This window comes from Roseibium aggregatum, from assembly GCF_017309185.1.
In the GTDB taxonomy this organism is placed as follows: Bacteria; Pseudomonadota; Alphaproteobacteria; order Rhizobiales; family Stappiaceae; genus Roseibium; species Roseibium aggregatum_B.
This window is the reverse complement of record NZ_JAEKJZ010000001.1, coordinates 1524940-1543446: the sequence shown is the minus strand read 5'-3', so window position 1 is coordinate 1543446 and position 18507 is coordinate 1524940. Positions and strand designations below refer to the sequence as shown.

Annotated in this window: 15 protein-coding genes; 10 read left to right on the top strand and 5 right to left on the bottom strand. The window is 60.0% G+C overall.

Annotated elements, in window-relative coordinates; all coding sequences use genetic code 11:
• Nucleotides 1-35 precede the first annotated feature (35 nt).
• From lptF to JF539_RS06605, 10 genes are all read left to right on the top strand, one after another.
• Nucleotides 36-1211 carry an LPS export ABC transporter permease LptF gene (lptF, locus tag JF539_RS06650; RefSeq protein ID WP_207139533.1) on the top strand — a complete coding sequence of 392 codons (1176 nt, stop codon included), beginning with the start codon at nucleotides 36-38 and terminating at the stop codon, nucleotides 1209-1211.
• Nucleotides 1208-2302 carry an LPS export ABC transporter permease LptG gene (gene lptG, locus JF539_RS06645; protein ID WP_207139532.1) on the top strand — a complete coding sequence of 365 codons (1095 nt, stop codon included), beginning with the start codon at nucleotides 1208-1210 and terminating at the stop codon, nucleotides 2300-2302. The genes lptF and lptG overlap by 4 nt, the downstream gene beginning before the upstream one ends.
• Nucleotides 2303-2357: 55 nt before the next feature.
• A complete protein-coding gene (locus JF539_RS06640; protein ID WP_209017024.1) occupies nucleotides 2358-4682 on the top strand; it encodes an LPS-assembly protein LptD in 2325 nt (774 codons plus the stop codon).
• A gap of 163 nt (nucleotides 4683-4845) precedes the next feature.
• On the top strand, nucleotides 4846-5766 hold the full coding sequence (locus JF539_RS06635; protein WP_209017023.1) for a SurA N-terminal domain-containing protein: 921 nt from the start codon (nucleotides 4846-4848) through the stop codon (nucleotides 5764-5766).
• Nucleotides 5767-5772: 6 nt separating this feature from the next.
• Nucleotides 5773-6792 carry a 4-hydroxythreonine-4-phosphate dehydrogenase PdxA gene (gene pdxA, locus JF539_RS06630; protein WP_207139529.1) on the top strand — a complete coding sequence of 340 codons (1020 nt, stop codon included), beginning with the start codon at nucleotides 5773-5775 and terminating at the stop codon, nucleotides 6790-6792.
• An 11-nt stretch (nucleotides 6793-6803) separates the two neighbouring features.
• Nucleotides 6804-7658 carry a 16S rRNA (adenine(1518)-N(6)/adenine(1519)-N(6))-dimethyltransferase RsmA gene (gene rsmA / locus JF539_RS06625; RefSeq protein ID WP_207139528.1) on the top strand — a complete coding sequence of 285 codons (855 nt, stop codon included), beginning with the start codon at nucleotides 6804-6806 and terminating at the stop codon, nucleotides 7656-7658.
• Nucleotides 7659-7955: 297 nt separating this feature from the next.
• Nucleotides 7956-8468, top strand: coding sequence for an RNA polymerase sigma factor (locus tag JF539_RS06620; RefSeq protein ID WP_209017022.1), 513 nt, complete (start codon nucleotides 7956-7958; stop codon nucleotides 8466-8468).
• 237 nt (nucleotides 8469-8705) lie between these two features.
• A complete protein-coding gene (locus tag JF539_RS06615; RefSeq protein WP_207139527.1) occupies nucleotides 8706-9671 on the top strand; it encodes a FecR family protein in 966 nt (321 codons plus the stop codon).
• Nucleotides 9672-9951: 280 nt separating this feature from the next.
• Nucleotides 9952-13044 (top strand): TonB-dependent receptor domain-containing protein, encoded by a 3093-nt coding sequence (locus JF539_RS06610; protein ID WP_207139526.1) that lies wholly within the window; start codon nucleotides 9952-9954, stop codon nucleotides 13042-13044.
• Nucleotides 13045-13108: 64 nt separating this feature from the next.
• Nucleotides 13109-13717: a biliverdin-producing heme oxygenase gene (locus JF539_RS06605; protein ID WP_207139525.1), complete on the top strand. Its 609-nt coding sequence runs from the start codon at nucleotides 13109-13111 to the stop codon at nucleotides 13715-13717.
• An 82-nt stretch (nucleotides 13718-13799) separates the two neighbouring features.
• On the opposite strand, the gene gmk is transcribed toward JF539_RS06605, so the two are convergent.
• The 5 genes from gmk to JF539_RS06580 form a co-directional block, all read right to left on the bottom strand.
• Nucleotides 13800-14495 (bottom strand): guanylate kinase, encoded by a 696-nt coding sequence (gene gmk, locus JF539_RS06600; protein ID WP_207139524.1) that lies wholly within the window; start codon nucleotides 14493-14495, stop codon nucleotides 13800-13802.
• A gap of 4 nt (nucleotides 14496-14499) precedes the next feature.
• Nucleotides 14500-15393, bottom strand: coding sequence for a YicC/YloC family endoribonuclease (locus JF539_RS06595; protein WP_207139523.1), 894 nt, complete (start codon nucleotides 15391-15393; stop codon nucleotides 14500-14502).
• Between the two features lie 55 nt (nucleotides 15394-15448).
• Nucleotides 15449-16585: an endolytic transglycosylase MltG gene (gene mltG, locus JF539_RS06590; RefSeq protein ID WP_207139522.1), complete on the bottom strand. Its 1137-nt coding sequence runs from the start codon at nucleotides 16583-16585 to the stop codon at nucleotides 15449-15451.
• A gap of 123 nt (nucleotides 16586-16708) precedes the next feature.
• Nucleotides 16709-17971 carry a beta-ketoacyl-ACP synthase II gene (gene fabF, locus JF539_RS06585; RefSeq protein WP_207139521.1) on the bottom strand — a complete coding sequence of 421 codons (1263 nt, stop codon included), beginning with the start codon at nucleotides 17969-17971 and terminating at the stop codon, nucleotides 16709-16711.
• A gap of 85 nt (nucleotides 17972-18056) precedes the next feature.
• Complete coding sequence (locus JF539_RS06580; protein ID WP_008194310.1) at nucleotides 18057-18290, bottom strand: acyl carrier protein; 234 nt, start codon at nucleotides 18288-18290, stop codon at nucleotides 18057-18059.
• Nucleotides 18291-18507 lie beyond the last annotated feature (217 nt).

Below are 18507 nucleotides of genomic sequence, written 5' to 3'. Positions count from 1 at the left end.
CGTGATTTACCCAAAGGACCCTTTCCGGCCGACATATGAAGACGCTTGAACGTTACATTATCCGCCGGACAGCGTATGCATTCACTCTCACGATTGCGGCGATGACGGGCGTCGTCTGGGCAACCCAGGCACTTCGACAGCTCGATCTGGTGACCTCAAAGGGTCAAACCATCGTGCAGTTCATCGGCATCACCATGCTTGCCCTGCCGTTTCTGATCGTGATCGTTGCTCCCTTCGCCCTGATGATCGCGCTTATTCTGGTGCTCAACGCTCTGTCCGGAGACAGCGAACTGATTGTGATCGACGCCTCCGGCGGCTCGCGCTTTCTCGTTTTGAAGCCGGTGATGATCTTCGCGACGGCCGTGATGCTGCTGACGGCAAGCATGTCTCTATATTTCGCGCCGATGGGGCTGGCGCAGCTGAGAACAGAAATTACCCGCGTGCGTGCCGACCTGGTCGCCAATATCGTCAAGCCGGGCCGGTTCATCACCGTCGAAAACGGGCTGACCTTTCATATCCGCAACCGGTCCGGAAACGGGACCCTGGACGGCCTTCTCCTGCACGACACCAGAGACCAGGATACGGCATTCACCTATCAGGCCGAAACCGGACAGATCGTCGAGACAGGAAACCGAACCCTGCTGGTCATGCAGAACGGGACGATCCAGCGGCGCCCGAAGGAGGAAGGCGATATTTCAATTGTCCGCTTTCAATCCTACGCCTTCGATCTTTCCAATCTGATCCCCGAGGCGGGCGAACCGGTCTTCAAGGCCAGCGAGCGCTCCACGCAGAACCTCATGGCCCCGGGCCGCAACGACGCCTATGCGCTCAAGAACCCGGAAAAACTCACGGCCGAACTGCATGAACGGTTTTCACAGCCGCTCTATTGCCTCTCGTTCGGGCTCATCGTCTTCGCCTTTCTCGGCAAGGCCCGCACCACCCGTCAGAGCCGCGGTCTCGCGGTCGTCGGCGCGATCAGCGCTTGCGTGCTGTTGAGAACGGGCGGCTTCGGCGTGACGGCCATCTCCGGCGGCGCACCGGTGCTCCTCGGCCTTCTTTATGTCGTGCCTGTGGCCGGAGCGGCGCTTGCGCTGATCTCGATCTTCAAGGGACAGGGCGGCGCCCAGGCCAAGTGGATCGGCGATCTTCATCTGGCCATCCAGGACCGTATCGAGGCGTTCAACAGGCGGCGCACCGGAGGCGCGGCATGATGCTGGGACGCACGCTTTCGATTTATTTCTCGAACCGGTTCCTGAAGGCGATTTTGGGCCTGTTCCTGTTTGCGGCCGTGCTGATCTTCCTCTTCGATGTTCTCGAACTGGTGCGCAGGGGTGGCGACCGCGAAGGCTTTTCCATGCTCAGGGTCGCCTTGATTTCCGCCTTGCGCGTGCCGCTTCTCCTCGAGCAGGTCATTCCCTTCACGGTGCTTTTCGGCTCGATTGCCGCCTTCGTGTCCCTGAGCCGCGCGCTGGAGCTGGTGGTCACGCGCGCATCGGGCATATCCGTCTGGCAGTTCTGCATGCCGGCCATTGCCGTCGGGCTTGCCCTCGGCATCTTTTCGATAACGGTCTACAATCCGGCGGCCGTCTGGTTTCAGCACAAGTCGGACGAAGCGGCGACCGGTCTTTTCGGGACCGAAGAGAGCTTTCTCTTGCAGTCCACCAACCGGATCTGGGTGCGGCAGGACGGCCTGGACGGCGAATCCGTCCTGCTTGCCCAAAAGCTGCTCGATGGCGGCACGCGCCTGCTCGGCGTGACGATTTTCACCTTCGACAAGGACGGAACCTTCCGCGAGCGGATCGAGGCGGCCGAAGCCCGGCTGGGCAACGAGATCTGGTATCTGGACGACGCCATCGTCTACACCACCGAACAGGATCCACAGCCTTACGGGCAATATCAGATCAGCACATTCCTGACCGCGACCGAGGTGCGCGAAAGCATCGGCTCCCCCGAATCGATCTCCTTCTGGAATTTGCCCCGCTTCATCGAATTGGCCAGAAATGCGGGATTACCCGCCTATCGCTACAATTTGCAGTATCAAACCCTGCTGGCGCGGCCCCTTCTTTTGGTCGCGATGATTTTGATTGCAGCCGCAGTTTCCCTTAAAGTTTCGAGGTTTGGCGGTTTGGGAAGCATGATTCTGGGTGGAATCCTGTCCGGGTTCGTGCTTTACGTTCTAACCGAGCTTGCCAAGGACTTCGGGGGCGCGGGAATTGTTCCACCTCTCGTCGCCGCGTGGGCGCCTGGAATATTTGGAGTACTTATGGGTTTGACAATTCTCTTGCATCAGGAAGACGGGTAAGGCGATGTCTTTTCCGGTTTTCTTGAATAAAGAGATATTGGCCAGAAAAGGCTGTTTGCTGGCGGCGGTAAGCGCGGTCGCCATAGCGGTCTCTTTGTGCCCGAAATCTGTTGCGCCCGCTTTCGCGCAGGAGGATCTGACGGCCGCCCTGAGCGGTCAGGTCGCTCCGGATGCCGACCTGCTTCTTGAAGCCACGGAAATTACCTATGACTTCGACCGCGACCTGATCGTCGCGACCGGCGACGTGCAGGTCTATTACGACGGAAATACCGTTCAGGCGCATCAGATCGTATTCGACCGCAAGAGCCAGCAACTGAAGGCGGTTGGCAACGTCATTTTCATCGAGAAGAACGGCAATGTCGTGCGAACCGAGGAAATGACCCTGTCGGAAGATTTTTCGGAAGGCTTTGCCCGGGCGCTCCAGATCGACACCACCAAGCGGACGCGTTTCCTGGCCGAAACCGCGCGGCGCGAAGGTGGAAACGTCACGACCATCGAGAACGGCGTCTACACGGTCTATACCAAACCGACCACTCCACCGAACAAGCCGCCGCTGTGGCGGGTCCGGGCTGAAAAAATTATCCACAATCAGCAGGAAAAGGTCATCCGGTTCGAAAACGCCGCCTTCGAGGTGTATGGCAAGCCGATCGCCTATCTGCCCTATTTGTCGATGCCAGATCCGTCGGTAACGCGAAAATCCGGGTTCCTGATGCCCGAAGGTATTGTCAACGACAAGCTCGGCTATGGCGTGACCGTTCCCTACTACTGGGCGCTGAGCCCCTACTACGACGTCACGACGCGGATCACACCCCTTACGAAACAGGGCGTCTTCACCGACCTGGAGTACCGGCACCGTTTCAGCGCCGGTCAGGTCAGTTTTTCAGGTGCGGGATTGCTTCAGGCCCAGCCCGGCGAGTTCTCGACGAACAGAGCGGACGACCGGCTGCGTGGCGCCGTCAATTCCACTGCCTCGTTCAATCTGAGCAAGAACTGGACCCTCGGCTGGGACGTGACCTACAAGAGCGACCGTGCCTTTTTCAAGGACTACTCGTTCACCAGTTTCGGCGGCGGCGACCCCTCGGAAATCTACCTGGAAGGCCGGACCGACCGGAATGCCTTGAGCATCAAGGGCTACGCCTTCCAGATTTCCCAATCGGACTATTCCGACAGCGAATTCAATGCCAACGGCTTCTCGCCGGTCGGCAGCTCGCTTCAGGACAAGCAGCCTTTAGTCCTCCCGGTCATCGACTACGACTATGTGTTCGCGGACCCCATACTGGCGGGCGAACTGTCCCTGACGGCCAATTTCACATCGCTGACCCGCGACGAGACCGACGCGTTTTCCATCAATGGCGGAACAACGGCGAAATTCCGGGGCGTCGACGGCACATTCTCCAGGTTCTCGGCGAAAAGCGAGTGGCGCAAGACATTCATCGATCCGCTCGGACAGTCCTTCACGCCGTTCGCCTATGTCCGTGGCGACCTGTTCTTCCTGGCGTCGCCGGATGCAGACGTCACGGCGCTCACGGGGGAAAGTTTCGTCGGCCGGGCGATGCCCGCGGCGGGGCTCGAGTACCGCTATCCTTTCATCGCAACGTTTGACGGCGGCAATCAGATTCTCGAACCGATCGCCCAGATCGTCGCCCGTCCGGACGAACAGCGGATCGGCGAACTGCCCAATGACGACGCGCAGAGCATCGTTTTCGACACCACCACCTTGTTCGATTACGACAAGTTTTCCGGCTTCGACCGCGCCGAGGGCGGCACGCGGCTGAATGTCGGCCTGAATTACAAGCTCCAGTTCGACAGCGGCTACTACCTCAGCGCCCTCTTCGGCCGATCCTACCATCTGGCCGGCGAGAACTCCTACGCGGTGCCGGACATTCTCGGCGCGACGGAGGATTCCGGTCTGGCCAGCGGGCTGTCCGATTACGTGGGCAGCCTCTACCTGGACACGCAATACGGTATAAAGCTGGGAGCCCAGGCGCGTTTCGACAAAGAGGATTTCGACGTCAACCGTCTTCAGGCACAGGCAAGCGGCATCTACGGGCCGGTGGTCACGTCCCTTGCCTATGCCTTCCTGGACGCGCAGCCGGATGTCGGCATCGACGAGCCGCGCGAAGAACTGCTCGGTTCGACAAGCCTCCGGCTTGAGGAAAACTGGCGGTTGTTCGGCTCGATGCGTTACGACCTTGAAAACAGCGTCGTCGTCCAGAACGGCGTCGGTGTCGGCTACGACGACGAAGGCTTCTCGCTGTCGGTCTCCTATGCTGAAGACCGGAGCCGAAACGATGGCGACGACGTGAACCGGACGCTCTATTTCCGGATCGGTCTGAGAACCATCGGCAATACCCAGGTGTCCAGCGGCGTCTTGAACTGAATTGATGAAATGGCGGAAAATTGAGGACCGCCGGCCATCATAAGGCCATTAAATCCGTCAACATGCGCGGACACTTTGAATTCATCGCCATGATATGCGAAACATTATGGCAATAACACAATTTACTTCGGATTGGCCTCCGGCCAGCACGGATGGTACCGCAATGCGACTTCGTTTCGTCCCGGTTTTTTTCGCCCTTGCCTTCGCACTGGCAATAACCGCCCAGACACCCGCTCATGCCGCGATCAAAGTGATCGTCAATGACGTTCCGATCACCGACTACGATATCAGCCAGCGTGCGCGTTTGATTACGCTGACCCAACGCAAGGGCGCTTCGGTCGCCAAGCGCATGGCGACGGAGCAACTGGTCGACGACCAGATCAAGCTCGGGGAAGCCGCGAGGGTCGGCGTCGAGATCAGCGACAGCCAGGTCACTAACGCGTTCAATCGAATTGCGCGCAACGTCAAGATGTCTCCTTCGCAGCTCTCCAAGGCGCTCAGCAGCGGCGGTGTGAAACCGGACACCTTGAAGAAACAGCTGAAGGTTCAGCTTGCCTGGAACGAAGTCCTGCAGCGCCGGTTCAGCGGCCGGATCGAGGTCGACGAGAGCGATATCATCGCCGCCCTGCAGAAAACGGATGAGGAAGAGCGTCAGAAGTCGATCGAATACGACCTCAAGCGCATCATCGTCGTCGTACCGAAAAATTCCTCCGGCGGCTTCAAGTCCAAGCGCAAAAACGAGAGCGAGAAGATCCGCGCCGCCTTCGACGGCTGCGACAACGCTGGCGCTATCCTCAAGCAGTACAGCGAAGTCGTCGTCCAGACGATCGGCCGCCGCCTGGAAACCGAGTTGCCGGAGAACAAGCGCGAGGAAATCAACGCGCTCAAACCGGGGAAACTGACGAAGGCCGACACAACTCCGGTCGGCTTCGAGATGATCGCGGTTTGCGGAAAGCGCGAGATCGCCTCCGACATCGCCGTGCGGACCGAACTTGAAAACGAACTGCGCGAGAAGGAAGGCGAGAGCCAGTCCCGGCGCTATCTCATGGACGTTCGCCGCCGCGCGACCATCATCTATCGCTGATCCGGCATGTCCGTGCCCGAAACTCCGATTGCCGTCAGCATGGGAGAGCCCGCCGGCATCGGCCCGGATCTGGTGCTGCTGGCCTGGAAGAACCGGCGGGCGCTCGGTTTGCCCGGTTTTTATGTGCGCGGCGACGAAGCCCTGCTAGCGCAAAGAGCCGCGACGCTCGGTCTGAACGTTCCGATGGCGCGTGTTGCCCCCGAGATGGCGGCGTCCCGTTTCTCAAAATGCCTGCCCGTCGTGCAGACCGGCCCGGAGCTGTCCGACCAGCCCGGAGTGGAGCAACAGGAAACCGCGCCGACGGTCGTCGCCTCGATCGAAGGGTGCGTTCAGGATCTCGCGGACAGCCTGGCAAGCGCCCTGGTGACCCTCCCCATCAACAAGGCCGCGCTTTACAAAACCGGCTTTTCCTTCCCCGGCCACACGGAGTTTCTCGGTGCCCTTTCGGAAAAGCACTGGCCGGATCAGAGAGCGAAGCCGGTCATGATGATCGCCGGTCCGGAGTTGATGGTCGTTCCGGTCACGATCCACATTCCCCTGAAGGACGTACCCGAAGCGCTCACCGAGGACCTCATCGTCGAAACGGCGGAGATCACGGCCAACGACCTCAAAACACGTTTCGGCTTCGCAAATCCGCGCCTCGCGCTCTGCGGGCTGAACCCGCATGCAGGCGAAGACGGAGCCATGGGCACCGAGGACCGCGATGTGATCCGGCCCGCTATCGAACGGTTGAAAGCGATGGGGATCGCCGCCAGCGGCCCTTACCCGGCCGACACGCTGTTTCACCCGCCGGCCCGAGAGCACTATGACTGCGTGCTCGGCATGTATCACGATCAGGTCCTGATCCCGGCGAAAACCATTGGCTTCGACGACAGCGTGAATGTGACGCTCGGTCTTCCCTTTGTGCGAACCTCGCCCGATCACGGCACGGCCTACAGTCTGGCAGGCACGGGCGCGGCGCGCATCGACAGCTTCGCCGCCGCCCTGCGCATGGCCGCGGCGCTTGCCCATCCGGACCGAATTTAGGGCGCCGCCGAATGGCTCAGATCGACGACCTCCCCCCCTTGCGCGACGTGATCGCGGCGCATGGGCTCAACGCCAAGAAATCGCTCGGTCAGAACTTCCTGCTCGACCTCAACCTTACCTCCCGAATCGCCCGCTCCACCGGCAGTCTGGAGGACAGCACGGTGCTGGAGATCGGCCCCGGACCGGGTGGCCTGACCCGGGCACTGCTGGCAGCAGGCGCCAAACGCGTGGTGGCGATCGAAAAGGACAGCCGCTGCCTTCCCGCGCTGGCGGAGATCGCGGAACGTTACCCGGGCCGGCTCGAGGTTATCGAGGGCGACGCGCTGCAACTGGATCCGGTCGCCCTGACGGGCGACGGCAAGGTCCGGATAGCCGCCAATCTGCCTTACAATGTCGGCACCCAGCTTCTGATCAACTGGATCGCAACACCCAACTGGCCGCCCTTCTGGTCCTCGCTGACCCTGATGTTCCAGAAGGAAGTCGGCGAACGGATCGTCGCGGAGCCGGGAACCAAGGCCTATGGCCGTCTGGGGGTTCTTTGCGGATGGCGTTGCAAGGGGGGTATTCTGTTCGATATCAGTCCCAAGGCCTTCACGCCACCGCCGAAGGTAACATCGGCCGTGGTACATCTCACTCCGAATGAAGCCCCCCTGCCCTGCGATCTGAAGTCCCTTGAGAAAGTCACGGCTGCCGCCTTCGGTCAGCGCCGAAAAATGCTCCGGGCAAGCCTCAAGGCGCTCTCGCCCGAGGCGGAAACCCTTATCGAACGGGCCGGTCTCGACCCAACGGCGCGCGCCGAGGAAATCGATGTGGTCGGCTTTGTGGCGCTTGCGAACAGCTTTGACAGGCAGCCTTCGGGCGACTGACCGGTCGGCGCACATCGCCGATAACCACCCCGCCGATCCTCGAATGCGATCCCAGCGTAGCGTCCGTGCCCCGCAAATTCCCCCGTTGCGCGCAGGGAAATAATCGGGCTTGATTTTAAAAAGAATATACGTAGTTTTCTCGGTGGACGCTTATTCTTCCGGACCATTGCCGTTTGTAAGCACGGCGAAAAGGAGCCGGACAGACCGAATGATGTAAAAGTTGTCCAAGCCTTTCTCCTTTTATCCAGCCCCTGCCGGGAATGGCAAAGAATGCTGTCGCCTGAGAGAAAAACTCTCATGAGAGACACGCTCACCGATGTGTTCTTGAGCGAACGGCGTTCGTTGATCTGGAGGCTTCTGCAGATCGTTCGCGACCGTCAAACCGCGGAGGATCTCGCCCAGGAGACCTACCTGCGGACGAGCAGAGCTCTCGATACGGGCAAGATTTCCCATCTGGATGCTTTCCTTCATCAAACGGCGCGCAACCTTGCAATCGATTATCTGCGCCAGCGCAAGAACCGTGGTGAAGTGGTTACCGAGGGACTGGATGACACCACGCTCCAAAACGTCCCCAGCAATGCTCTTTCGGCAGAGGAAATCGCAATCGAAAGGGAGCGTTTCGCTGCATTCAGAGCCGCGTTGTCCAGTCTGCCGGAACGCGCGCAACAAGTTGTCGTTCTCAGCCGCATCGAAGGTTGGAGCCAGGCCCGGATCGCCGAGAGACTCGGCGTGACCGAGAGAACCGTCCATTCAGACCTGAAACTGGCGTTGACCCACTGCCGGGACATCCTGGAGAAACTGCAACCTTGACCGTCGCGATATTTGATAGTTCCCGACACTCTGCTAAGAACGTCGTCATCGAACCGGTCTCCTTCGCCATGAAGTGCTCACCGGACGGTTTTTCAAGTCTGCCCATCCCGGCCGCCGCAGTCGCGGCAGTCGGAAGCAACCTGATCTCGGACCTGGCTGGTGAACGAAGACAATTTCGAAACCAAGTTACCCGAAGCTGCAAATACGCCTGGCAACAAAGCGTTTTCGGAGGGTGCCGTGGCGGATGAGGCAATGGACTGGTTTTTACAGCTGCGCGACAAGGGCAATTCGGAGGAACTCCACCAGGGTTTTCGCCGTTGGGCCGACAGCGACAGCCGGCACCTGGAAGAGTACCGGAAGATCGAGCGTCTCTGGTCCTCGGACGCATTCGGCAATGCCGCCGCCAGCCTGCGGTCCGAGCCCGTTGCCTCTGAATCATCCGTAACGCGATTCAGACCCCGCGGCATACTCAGGCGCTCCAGCCGGAATGGCCGCATCGCGGCGGCGTTGGCCGCCGCCGTCCTGATCTTCGTTTCCTATCCCGGCTTTCTCAATCTGCTTCTCTATCTGAGATCGGACTACATGACTTCTGTCGGTGAATTGCTGGAAACGCCTCTCCCGGACGGTTCGCGAATGCTGCTCAACACCGCTTCCGCTGTTTCCATCGACTTCGACGGCGGTCGCCGAAAGGTGCGGATCCTTCAGGGTGAGGCCTATTTCGATGTCGTTCACGACCCTTCAAGGCCTTTCCACGTGGCTGCCGGATATTCCGATTCCGAGGTGAAAGGCACCGCCTTCGCCGTGAGGCGCAAGGCCGATGCCGATCTCGTGGTTCTGGAAAGAGGACGGTTGGAAGTCACCCTGGAAGAGGACCGGTCCGATGCATCGGCAATTCTCCTTCCCGACACCAAACTCCAGGCCCAGAGATCTCGATTGGGACAGGTCGAACCAGCAGACGTGAACGCGCTTCTGTCCTGGCGTTCGGGCCGCCTGAAATTCGAGAACGAGACCTTTGGAGCCATTCTCGAGGAGCTCGACCGGTATCACTCCGGAACGCTCCTTCTGGCGCGCAGGAGCGTCGGAGAGACACGGATTTCCGGGAATTACCAGGTCTCCGATCTGGACGCCGCGGTCCGTACCCTGGCTGACGTCGTCGGCCTCGATCTGGTTCATCTGCCGGGCGGAACAATTATCTTGTATTAAAAATTCAACTTTATTTTCCGGATTCACGCTTCGAGACCGTCCTGTCTAATGGGCCGGCAATTCCAACAACAAAGCAAGGCCCGACGAAATAACAGGGGTTTTGCGCATGTGTGCGTCGCACGTTGGGGTATCGGGGCTGAATACGGCAATTGGACAGGGCCGTCCTAAACACTCATTTCTGACCATTCTTCTCGCAAGCACATTCTTGTGCTGCGGCAGTCCAGGCGCGGTCAATACCGCCCTGGCGCAAGACCCGGCGTCGGCTGGGCAGCCGGAAAGAGTGGTCCGGTTCTCAATCTCCGCGAAGCCGCTCGCAAGCGCTATCGCGGACTTCATCCGCATCACCGGCTGGCAGATCAGCTTTTCCACCGAAGCCGTCCGTGGAAAGACGTCACAGGCCGTTCAGGGAAGCATGACACCGGAAAGCGCGTTGCGTGAACTTCTCAGCGGCACAGGAGTTGTGGCGGTCACCAGGGCTCCCGGCTCCGCTGCTCTGGTGAGCGCCTCGAGATCGGACATCGGCGGCCTGGACGCAGGCGCGGACGTTCTGGATACCGTTTATGTATCCGACGCAGGTGCGGAGGTCGGCTGGGACGGCAAGGAAGACAGCGTCTATAGCACTCCCGGCACGGTGGGCTATATCTCCAGAGAGACAATCGACCACTTCAGGGGCACCACCCCGGGAGACATTCTCGGAAGCGAGGCAGGCGTTTTTTCCGGTTCCAACCGGAACAGCGGCGGTCTCGACGTCAACATCCGCGGCTTGCAGGGCCAGGGCCGCGTGCCGGTCACCGTCGACGGAACGATCAACAGCACCTCGGTCTATCATGGCTATCAGGGCGTCGGGAACCGCAGCTTCATCGACCCGGATTTCATCGGTGGCATCGGCATCGAACAGGGACCGGTCACGGGCGCCGACGGTTCGGGAGCAATCGGCGGTATCGTCAGAATGCGCACGCTCCTGCCGGATGATATCGTCGAACCGGGCAAAAATTTCGGTGTCCGACTGAAGGCGGAACTGGGAACGAACACGACGCCGGTTGTCAGCGAAACCATGAGCAACCAGATTGGTACGGAGCAGCACAAGCGACCGGGTCTCTTCTCCCCCGCATCCGGCTCCGCAAGCGTTGTGCTCGCCACCAAGGGCGACCGGCTCGACCTGCTTGCCGGGTATGCCCGCCGCAAGACCGGAAACTACTTCGCCGGCACGAGCGGAGAGGATGACATGGTCCTGGCCTATGAACCGGGCAAGGAAGTCTACAACACCTCTCAGGACACGAAGTCCGGCCTCCTGAAAGGCATTATCCGGCTTGGCGCCGACGACGATCACAAACTCGAACTCACCTATTCCAAATATGTCAGCGAGTACGGAGAAAACTACCCCTCCACCGTCTACAATCCCGGCGGAAACCTCTATCAGGGCCTTCTGTCAACGTCGGACCTTGATCGCTACTCCGCCCGCTATGCCTGGACTCCAGACAACCCGCTGGTCAATTTCAAGGCGAATGTCTGGCAAACCTATCTGAAGGAAGTGGCGGCTTCGGGAAGTACATCCGTTGGCGACCAGAAGAATACCGACACATTCGGGCTCGACATTGCCAACACGTCCCGTTTCGACGGCGTGTTCGGCGCCTTCGCTGTCCAATATGGCGGCGCCGTCCTGTCCGAGCAGACCGGCCCGGACGAAAGCTGGTCGTCAATTCCTGGACGCCAGGGCAGCCGTTACGAGCAAAGCGTTTTCACACGCGCCGACTACGCGCCAACCGACTGGTTGTCGTTGAACGCCGGTATGCGGTACCAGAAGTTCAAGGTCAAAGGCGACCTCGGTTATCCGTATAATCTCTATTACCCGGCGACATCCAGCAAGATGGACGCCTTCGGCTATTCGGGAGGCCTCACGCTTGAACCGATAGAAGGGTTGCAGTTCTTCGGGTCGTACAAGAAGGCCGCACGCTTGCCATCGCTCATGGAAAGCTCGGCGGGTTTTCTCCTGGTGACCGATCCCGACCTCATGCCCGAGGTCGCCCACACCTGGGAAGCCGGCGTGAACTACGATCGACAGGGGCTGTTTAACACGTCCGACACCCTTGGCCTCAAGCTGAGCTACTTCAACAACCGGGTCTCGGATTACATTGCCAGAAGCTGGAGCACACCGGCCTATCCGTACCGCATGCTTATCCACAATATCGATGAAGCCACGTTCGAGGGCATCAACGCGTCGGCGCAGTATACGTCCGGAAGTTTCAAGGCCTCCCTGTCCGCCGCCTATTACACGCGAGTCGAATATTGCCGGACCTTCGACAACTGCAAGAACTCCTCGCTGGCAAACGACTATTCCACAAACCAGGTCCCTCCGAAGTTTTCCGCTTCTCTCACCCTCTCAAAGGGTTTCCTGAACGATAGGCTGACCCTGGGTGGGCGGCTGACCTATGTGGGAGAAAAAGCGGCCGAGGCGGAAATACCCGATTCAGGGGCCAATCCCTATATCGCGGAGGTTCCCTGGCGCCCTTACACGCTCATCGACGTGTTCAGCTCCTACAAGCTGAACGACTACACGACGCTGGACCTGCGGGTGGAAAATCTGACGGATCAGTACTACGTGGAGCCGCTAAGCCTCGGACTGATACCGGCGCCGGGACGTACAATCTGGTTCGGTCTCACGTCCACCTTCTCACCCGACGGCCCTGCAACGGACGGCGACCCGTCCGCGTTCCAGGACGGATCGCAGACCCGTGCCGGCTACGACTGGAGCGGCGCTCATCTGGGCCTGCACGCAAGCGCAATGGCGGGAACCTCCGGTCTTTACGACCGGATTCTCTCCCAGAACGGCACTCCGGTCGCTTCCAATGATGTCAATCTGGGGACCTTTGACGGCCGCATGGCCGGCGTCCGGGCCGGGTACAATTTCCAATTTAACAATCATCTGGTTGTCGGGGTGGAAGCGGACTACAATTTCACCGACGCCAACTTCAGGTCCAAGCTGTTTACCGGCGATTCCAGCAAGAGCGAGAGCAGTTTGAACTGGCTTGCGACCGCGCGCCTCAAAGCCGGCGTATCTTTCGGGCGTTTTCTGGCGTATGGGACTGGCGGTGTGGCGTATGGGTCGGTGGATCACTCGTTCTCCTACGACAACGCCCCCACCAACTATTCTTTCAAGGACACCGCCGACGCTCCGGGGTTCGTGATCGGTGGCGGCCTGGAGTGGGCATTGACCGACCGGTTCTCCGTGAACGCCGAATATCTCAGCGCCTCCCTGGAATCGCAGCTCCTACGCCCCGCTCAGACTCGCAGCAACGGAAACACATTTGACTTCGAAACCCGCATGGACATGGATCTGGACATCTTGCGGGTTGGACTGAACTTCAACTTCTAGGCTTTCCCCTCCCCGCACCGAACGCGCGGACGAGGGCAACCCCAAGACTTCCTGGAATCGCACAATGACTGAAACAACAATGGCCCTCGATCCGGTTGAACAGCCGGGACGCTCCCGCTCAGAAAGACTGAAGGACGAGACCCGGGAGGTGCACGGACTTTTGGACCGCCGCATCAGCGACGCCGGGGCGTTCGATACGCTGGAGGGATACAAACTCTTTCTGGACATGCAGCACCGGGTTCATCAGGCCGTGGACCCGTATTATCTGGACGATGATCTTGAAGAGCTGATCCCCGGGCTGAAGCAGCGGCGGCGGCTGGAACTCATCGAACGGGATATGGCCGACCTCGACATGAATGCGCCGGCGTCCCTGTCTCCGCTCGTCATGCCTTCGCCGGATCCGGCTTCGGCGTTCGGCTGGCTCTATGTCGTCGAGGGCTCAACCCTCGGCGCGGCAGTCCTTTTGAAGCGTGTCAAACTGCTTGGGCTGAGCGCAGACCGCGGAGCGGCTCATCTGGAGGGACATCCCGACGGCCGCGGCCTGCACTGGCGCCGGTTCAAGTCGGCGCTGGATGCCGCCCCTTTTCAGCGCGAGGACGAAAAGCGGCTGACCGAGGCGGCCTGCACGGCTTTCAAATTCGTTCGCGGCCTGGCCGACGATATTTTTGGCTGAAAGGTCTTCCGACTTTCCGGAAAACAGCTGGTTCGACACCATTCGAAAACAACGGGAACGGGCCTGATGCCTCAGACCTGCTTCAGGTCCTGTCCCCAAGCTCTTTTTCAAGATCTTCGACCATTCCCTGGATAAGCGGGCCGATCTTCGGCGACCGGAACTGCTTCAACCGTTCCGCCCTCAGGATCGCGCGAACATTTTCAAAGGCGCGTTCCAGATCGTCGTTGACGACGACGTAGTCGTATTCCGACCAATGGCGCATTTCGCTCACCGCCGTCTTCATGCGCTTGGCGATCACGTCGTCGGTATCCTCCGCCCGCCGGTGCAGGCGCGATTTCATCTCCGCGATGGAGGGCGGCAGAATGAAGACGGAGACCACATCCGCGCGCATCTTCTCGTAGAGCTGGAACGTGCCCTGGATGTCAATGTCGAATAGGATGTCGCGGCCGTTTTCGATTGCCTCCTCGACCGGACCGCGCGGCGTCGCGTAATAGTTGCCGTGGACTTCCGCCCACTCCAGCAACTCGTCGTGATCGCGCATCTGCTCGAACCGTTTCGGGTCGATGAAATGATAGTGCACACCGTCGACCTCGCTTGACCGGCGCGGCCGGCTGGTCACGGATATCGAGAGTTCGAGATTGTCTTCCTTTTCCAGCAACAGCCGGGCGATGGTCGACTTTCCCGCGCCGGACGGGGAAGAAAGCACCAGCATCAGGCCGCGCCGCTGCTGTTCGGCTTGATCCGCACTGACGGTGGTTCCTACAGGCGCGACGGTCATCGGCTCACTCCAGGTTTTGAATTTGCTCACGCATCTGATCGATGACGGACTTCAGGTCCAGTCCGATGGCCGTGAGATCCACGTCGTTCGATTTCGAGCAGAGGGTATTGGCTTCCCGGTTAAATTCCTGTGCAAGAAAATCGAGCCTGCGGCCAATCGCGCCTCCGGTATCGAGCAGCTCGCGCACGGCGGCAACATGGGCATGCAGGCGGTCTAATTCCTCGCGGATGTCGGCTTTCGTTGCCAGCAGAACGGCTTCCTGATGGAGGCGTTGCGCATCGAACTGACCGTCGCCGGCTTCCAGGAGTTCGGAGATCTGCTTCTTCAACCGGGCTTTTATGGCAGCCGGTTGTCGCGCGGGCAGTGTTTCCGCGGCCTGGGTGAGCTCCGCGATCCGCTCGATCTGATCGTAGATGACCGCACCGATTGCCCTGCCCTCACGATGACGCATGTCAACCAGATCTATCAACGCCGCATCGAGCGTCGTCAGAAGCGCATTGTGGAGCGCATCTTGCTGCTCCGCGTCCTCTTCAGGCTCCTTCAACTCGAAAACGCCCTTTTGAGACAGGATGGCGTCAAGGGAGGGCGGCGCCAGGTCGGGAACACGGTCCTTCAACAGCGCGATGGTGGCAAGCACCGCGTCAAGCGCCGTTTCATTGACCTGAAGCTGCTGTTCCGACTGATCCCGTTGCATGGCAAGACCGATCGTCACGTTGCCCCGCCGCAGCACCCGGCCGCACCGTTCCCGGATCTTGGGCTCGAGGGTCTCAAGGCCGGCGGGTATCCGTATGCGCAAATCCAGCGACTTGCCGTTGACGGACCTGAGTTCCCACGTCCAGCGCAGCGCTTCCGTCTCTCCCAACGCCCGTGCAAAACCCGTCATGCTGGCGAGTGCCATGTGCCCCTCCCGAATTGCTCCGACCTGTCTTCCCGCCGCTCAAGAGCCGAACGGGTTAATTCGATGTCGCCGGTTCTTCCGCCTGATCCTGTTCGGCCTCTGCCTGACGGCGGTCCCGTTCGATCCGGCGCCACTTGCGGACGTTTTCCTGATGCTGCTCGTAGGTTTCCGCGAAGACATGGCCACCCGTGCCGTCGGCAACGAAGTACAGGTCCTGCGTACGCGAGGGGTTGGCGACCGCTTCCATGGCCGCCCGGCCGGGGTTGCCGATCGGTCCCGGCGGGAGACCGTCGATCTGGTAGGTGTTGTATTCGTTCTCCGCCTTCAGCTCGGACTGCTTGATCGCGGAACGGTCCTTCAGCCAGGCTTCGCCGCCGTAGAGACCGTAAAGAATGGTCGGATCGGACTGCAGGCGCATCTTCTTGTTCAACCGGTTCACGAACACACCGGCAACACGGGGACGCTCGTCGGCAAGGGCCGTTTCCTTTTCAACGATGGATGCCAGAATTACCAATTCCTCGGGCGTGCTGACCGGAAGGCCGTCCGTGCGCCGTTCCCAGATCTCGGACAGCAGCTTTTCCTGCCCGGCCTTCATCTGATCGATGATATCCTGCCGCGCCGTGCCGCGGGCGAACGTATAGGTTTGCGGCAGCAATTCGCCCTCTGCGGGGATTTCGCTGATTTCTCCGGTCAGAGTCGGATGTTCGCGCACCCGTTCAATGATCTGGGCGGTTGTCCAGCCTTCGGGGATCGTGACCGAATGTGTCACGGCGTTGCCTTCCACAAGGTCTGTCATGACCTCATGCATCGACGCCCCCGGCGCGAAGGCATATTCACCGGCTTTCAGCTTGGTCGCGTTCTTGTAAAACCGAATTCCCAGATTGAAGATCCACTCGTCGAACAGGCTGTCTTCAATCACGCCCTTGCCGGCCAGGCTATCGGTGATGCCCGACAATCCCGCGCCGGAAGAGATGACCACGGTGGCTTCTTCGGTCAGCGGACCCGCCTGCTCGAATTTCTGTTTGCCGAAATAAAGCGCGCCGCCGATGCCGGCCAGGCCGAAAACCGCCAGGGTAATGACAAGGTTGATCAGGATGACAAGTGGATTGCGCACATGCCGGGAACGTTGCGGAGGAGCCGGAGCGGGCTCCGGCTGCAAGGCTTCACGCGGGCTTTTCGGCTTAATGCGCATTGTGTGTCGCATCCTTAAAAGTGACCCCGAACCAGGGGTCAGGCTCAGGCAAACCAGTTGTCTCAATCGTCATCTCGATGCCGGTTCCTCAAGAATCGGATCCGGCACGAGACATTGAAATGGTTATGCGGCAACTTTGCGGAAGACGAGCGAGGCATTTGTCCCGCCAAAGCCGAAGGAATTCGACAAGGCGACATTGATCTCCATCTTCTTCGCCTCATGAGGTACCAGGTCGATCACGGTTTCGACAGACGGATTGTCGAGGTTAATCGTCGGCGGCGCCATGCCGTCCCGGATCGCCAGTACGGAGAAGATCGCCTCGACCGCGCCGGCTGCCCCGAGCAGGTGGCCAATCGAGGACTTGGTCGACGACATGGTCAGGTTGGCCGCGGAGTCTCCGGCGAGCCGGGTCACCGCTCCCAGCTCGATTTCATCGCCCAGAGGCGTCGACGTGCCGTGCGCGTTGACATAGTCCACATCCGCCGCTGTGATGCCCGCCCGGTTCAAGGCGGCCTCCATGCAACGATAGGCTCCGTCACCGTCGGACGAGGGCGCGGTTATGTGATAGGCATCGCCGGAAAGACCATAGCCGATCACCTCGGCATAGATCGTGGCGCCGCGGCGAACCGCGTGCTCGTATTCCTCGAGAACGACAACCCCGGCCCCCTCGCCCATCACGAAGCCGTCACGGGCGACATCATAGGGACGCGATCCCTTTTCCGGAGCATCGTTGAAGCCGGTCGACAGCGCCCTGCAGGCCGCGAAACCCGCCAGGGCAAGACGGCAGACGGGCGATTCCGCACCGCCGGCAACCATCACATCCGCATCGCCGAAGGCGATCAGACGGGACGCGTCGCCAATCGCATGCGCGCCCGTGGAACAGGCCGTTACCACCGCGTGGTTCGGACCCTTGAGGCCGTGGCGAATGGAGACATAGCCTCCCGCCAGATTGATCAGCCGGCCTGGAATGAAGAAGGGGCTGACGCGACGCGGACCTTTTTCGGCAAGGAGATGCGCGCCCTGCTCGATCCCCTGAAGTCCGCCGATACCCGACCCGATGAGGACGCCGGAACGGACCTGCTGGTCATAGGTTTCCGCCTTGTAGCCGGAATCCGCGATCGCCTGATCGGCGGCAGCCATGGCATAGACGATGAAGTCGTCGACCTTGCGCTGCTCCTTGGGGTCCATCCAATCGTCGGGATTGAAGCCCCCTTCGCCGGAACCCAGCGGAATTTGACAGGCTATTTGGCAAGCCAGATCGTCAACCTTGAAATTCGAGACCTTGTTGGCCCCGCTCTTTCCTTCAAGGATCTTTTTCCAAGTGACATCGACACCGCCACCCAGCGGCGTCACCATGCCCAACCCAGTTACGACAACTCGCCTCATAAACCCGCACTTACGTTTGAAGGGCCGGGCGGAGACCGTTCCCCGCCAGCCCGATATTCATTACGAAATCCAGAAGGCTGTCGCCTTACTTGTTGGCTTCCAGAAACTTGACTGCGTCGCCGACGGTCAGGATGGTTTCTGCAGCGGTATCCGGGATTTCGACGCCGAACTCTTCTTCAAATGCCATGACAAGCTCAACAGTGTCGAGGCTGTCCGCACCCAGATCGTCGATGAAGCTTGCACCTTCCACAACCTTCTCAGCATCGACACCGAGGTGTTCAACGACGATTTTCTTTACCCGATCCGCGATATCGCTCATTTTTCACTTCCTTAGTTTCTTCAACTCATCTTTCGCGAAGGTGCCCGTGCCGGTTTCCGTCCGGAAATACGGCGGTGCGAATTCGCGGTTTCCAAGATGTCAGCGCGCAGACCCGCTGAACATTCAAGCTTGACTGCGCAATTTAGAACAATCGGCGGGTTGGTAACACACTTTGTTGCCCTTTACCAGCCGGTCCGGAGCACCCCTCGAGCGCTCT

Bases quoted from the DNA above. Each gene is read 5' to 3' on its own strand.
- lptF (WP_207139533.1), top strand. From the start codon at position 36: ATGAAGACGCTTGAACGTTACATTATCCGCCGGACAGCGTATGCATTC.
- lptG (WP_207139532.1), top strand. From the start codon at position 1,208: ATGATGCTGGGACGCACGCTTTCGATTTATTTCTCGAACCGGTTCCTG.
- JF539_RS06635 (WP_209017023.1), top strand. From the start codon at position 4,846: ATGCGACTTCGTTTCGTCCCGGTTTTTTTCGCCCTTGCCTTCGCACTG.
- pdxA (WP_207139529.1), top strand. From the start codon at position 5,773: ATGTCCGTGCCCGAAACTCCGATTGCCGTCAGCATGGGAGAGCCCGCC.
- rsmA (WP_207139528.1), top strand. From the start codon at position 6,804: ATGGCTCAGATCGACGACCTCCCCCCCTTGCGCGACGTGATCGCGGCG.
- JF539_RS06620 (WP_209017022.1), top strand. From the start codon at position 7,956: ATGAGAGACACGCTCACCGATGTGTTCTTGAGCGAACGGCGTTCGTTG.
- JF539_RS06605 (WP_207139525.1), top strand. From the start codon at position 13,109: ATGACTGAAACAACAATGGCCCTCGATCCGGTTGAACAGCCGGGACGC.
- gmk (WP_207139524.1), bottom strand. From the start codon at position 14,495: ATGACCGTCGCGCCTGTAGGAACCACCGTCAGTGCGGATCAAGCCGAA.
- JF539_RS06595 (WP_207139523.1), bottom strand. From the start codon at position 15,393: ATGGCACTCGCCAGCATGACGGGTTTTGCACGGGCGTTGGGAGAGACG.
- mltG (WP_207139522.1), bottom strand. From the start codon at position 16,585: ATGCGCATTAAGCCGAAAAGCCCGCGTGAAGCCTTGCAGCCGGAGCCC.
- fabF (WP_207139521.1), bottom strand. From the start codon at position 17,971: ATGAGGCGAGTTGTCGTAACTGGGTTGGGCATGGTGACGCCGCTGGGT.
- JF539_RS06580 (WP_008194310.1), bottom strand. From the start codon at position 18,290: ATGAGCGATATCGCGGATCGGGTAAAGAAAATCGTCGTTGAACACCTC.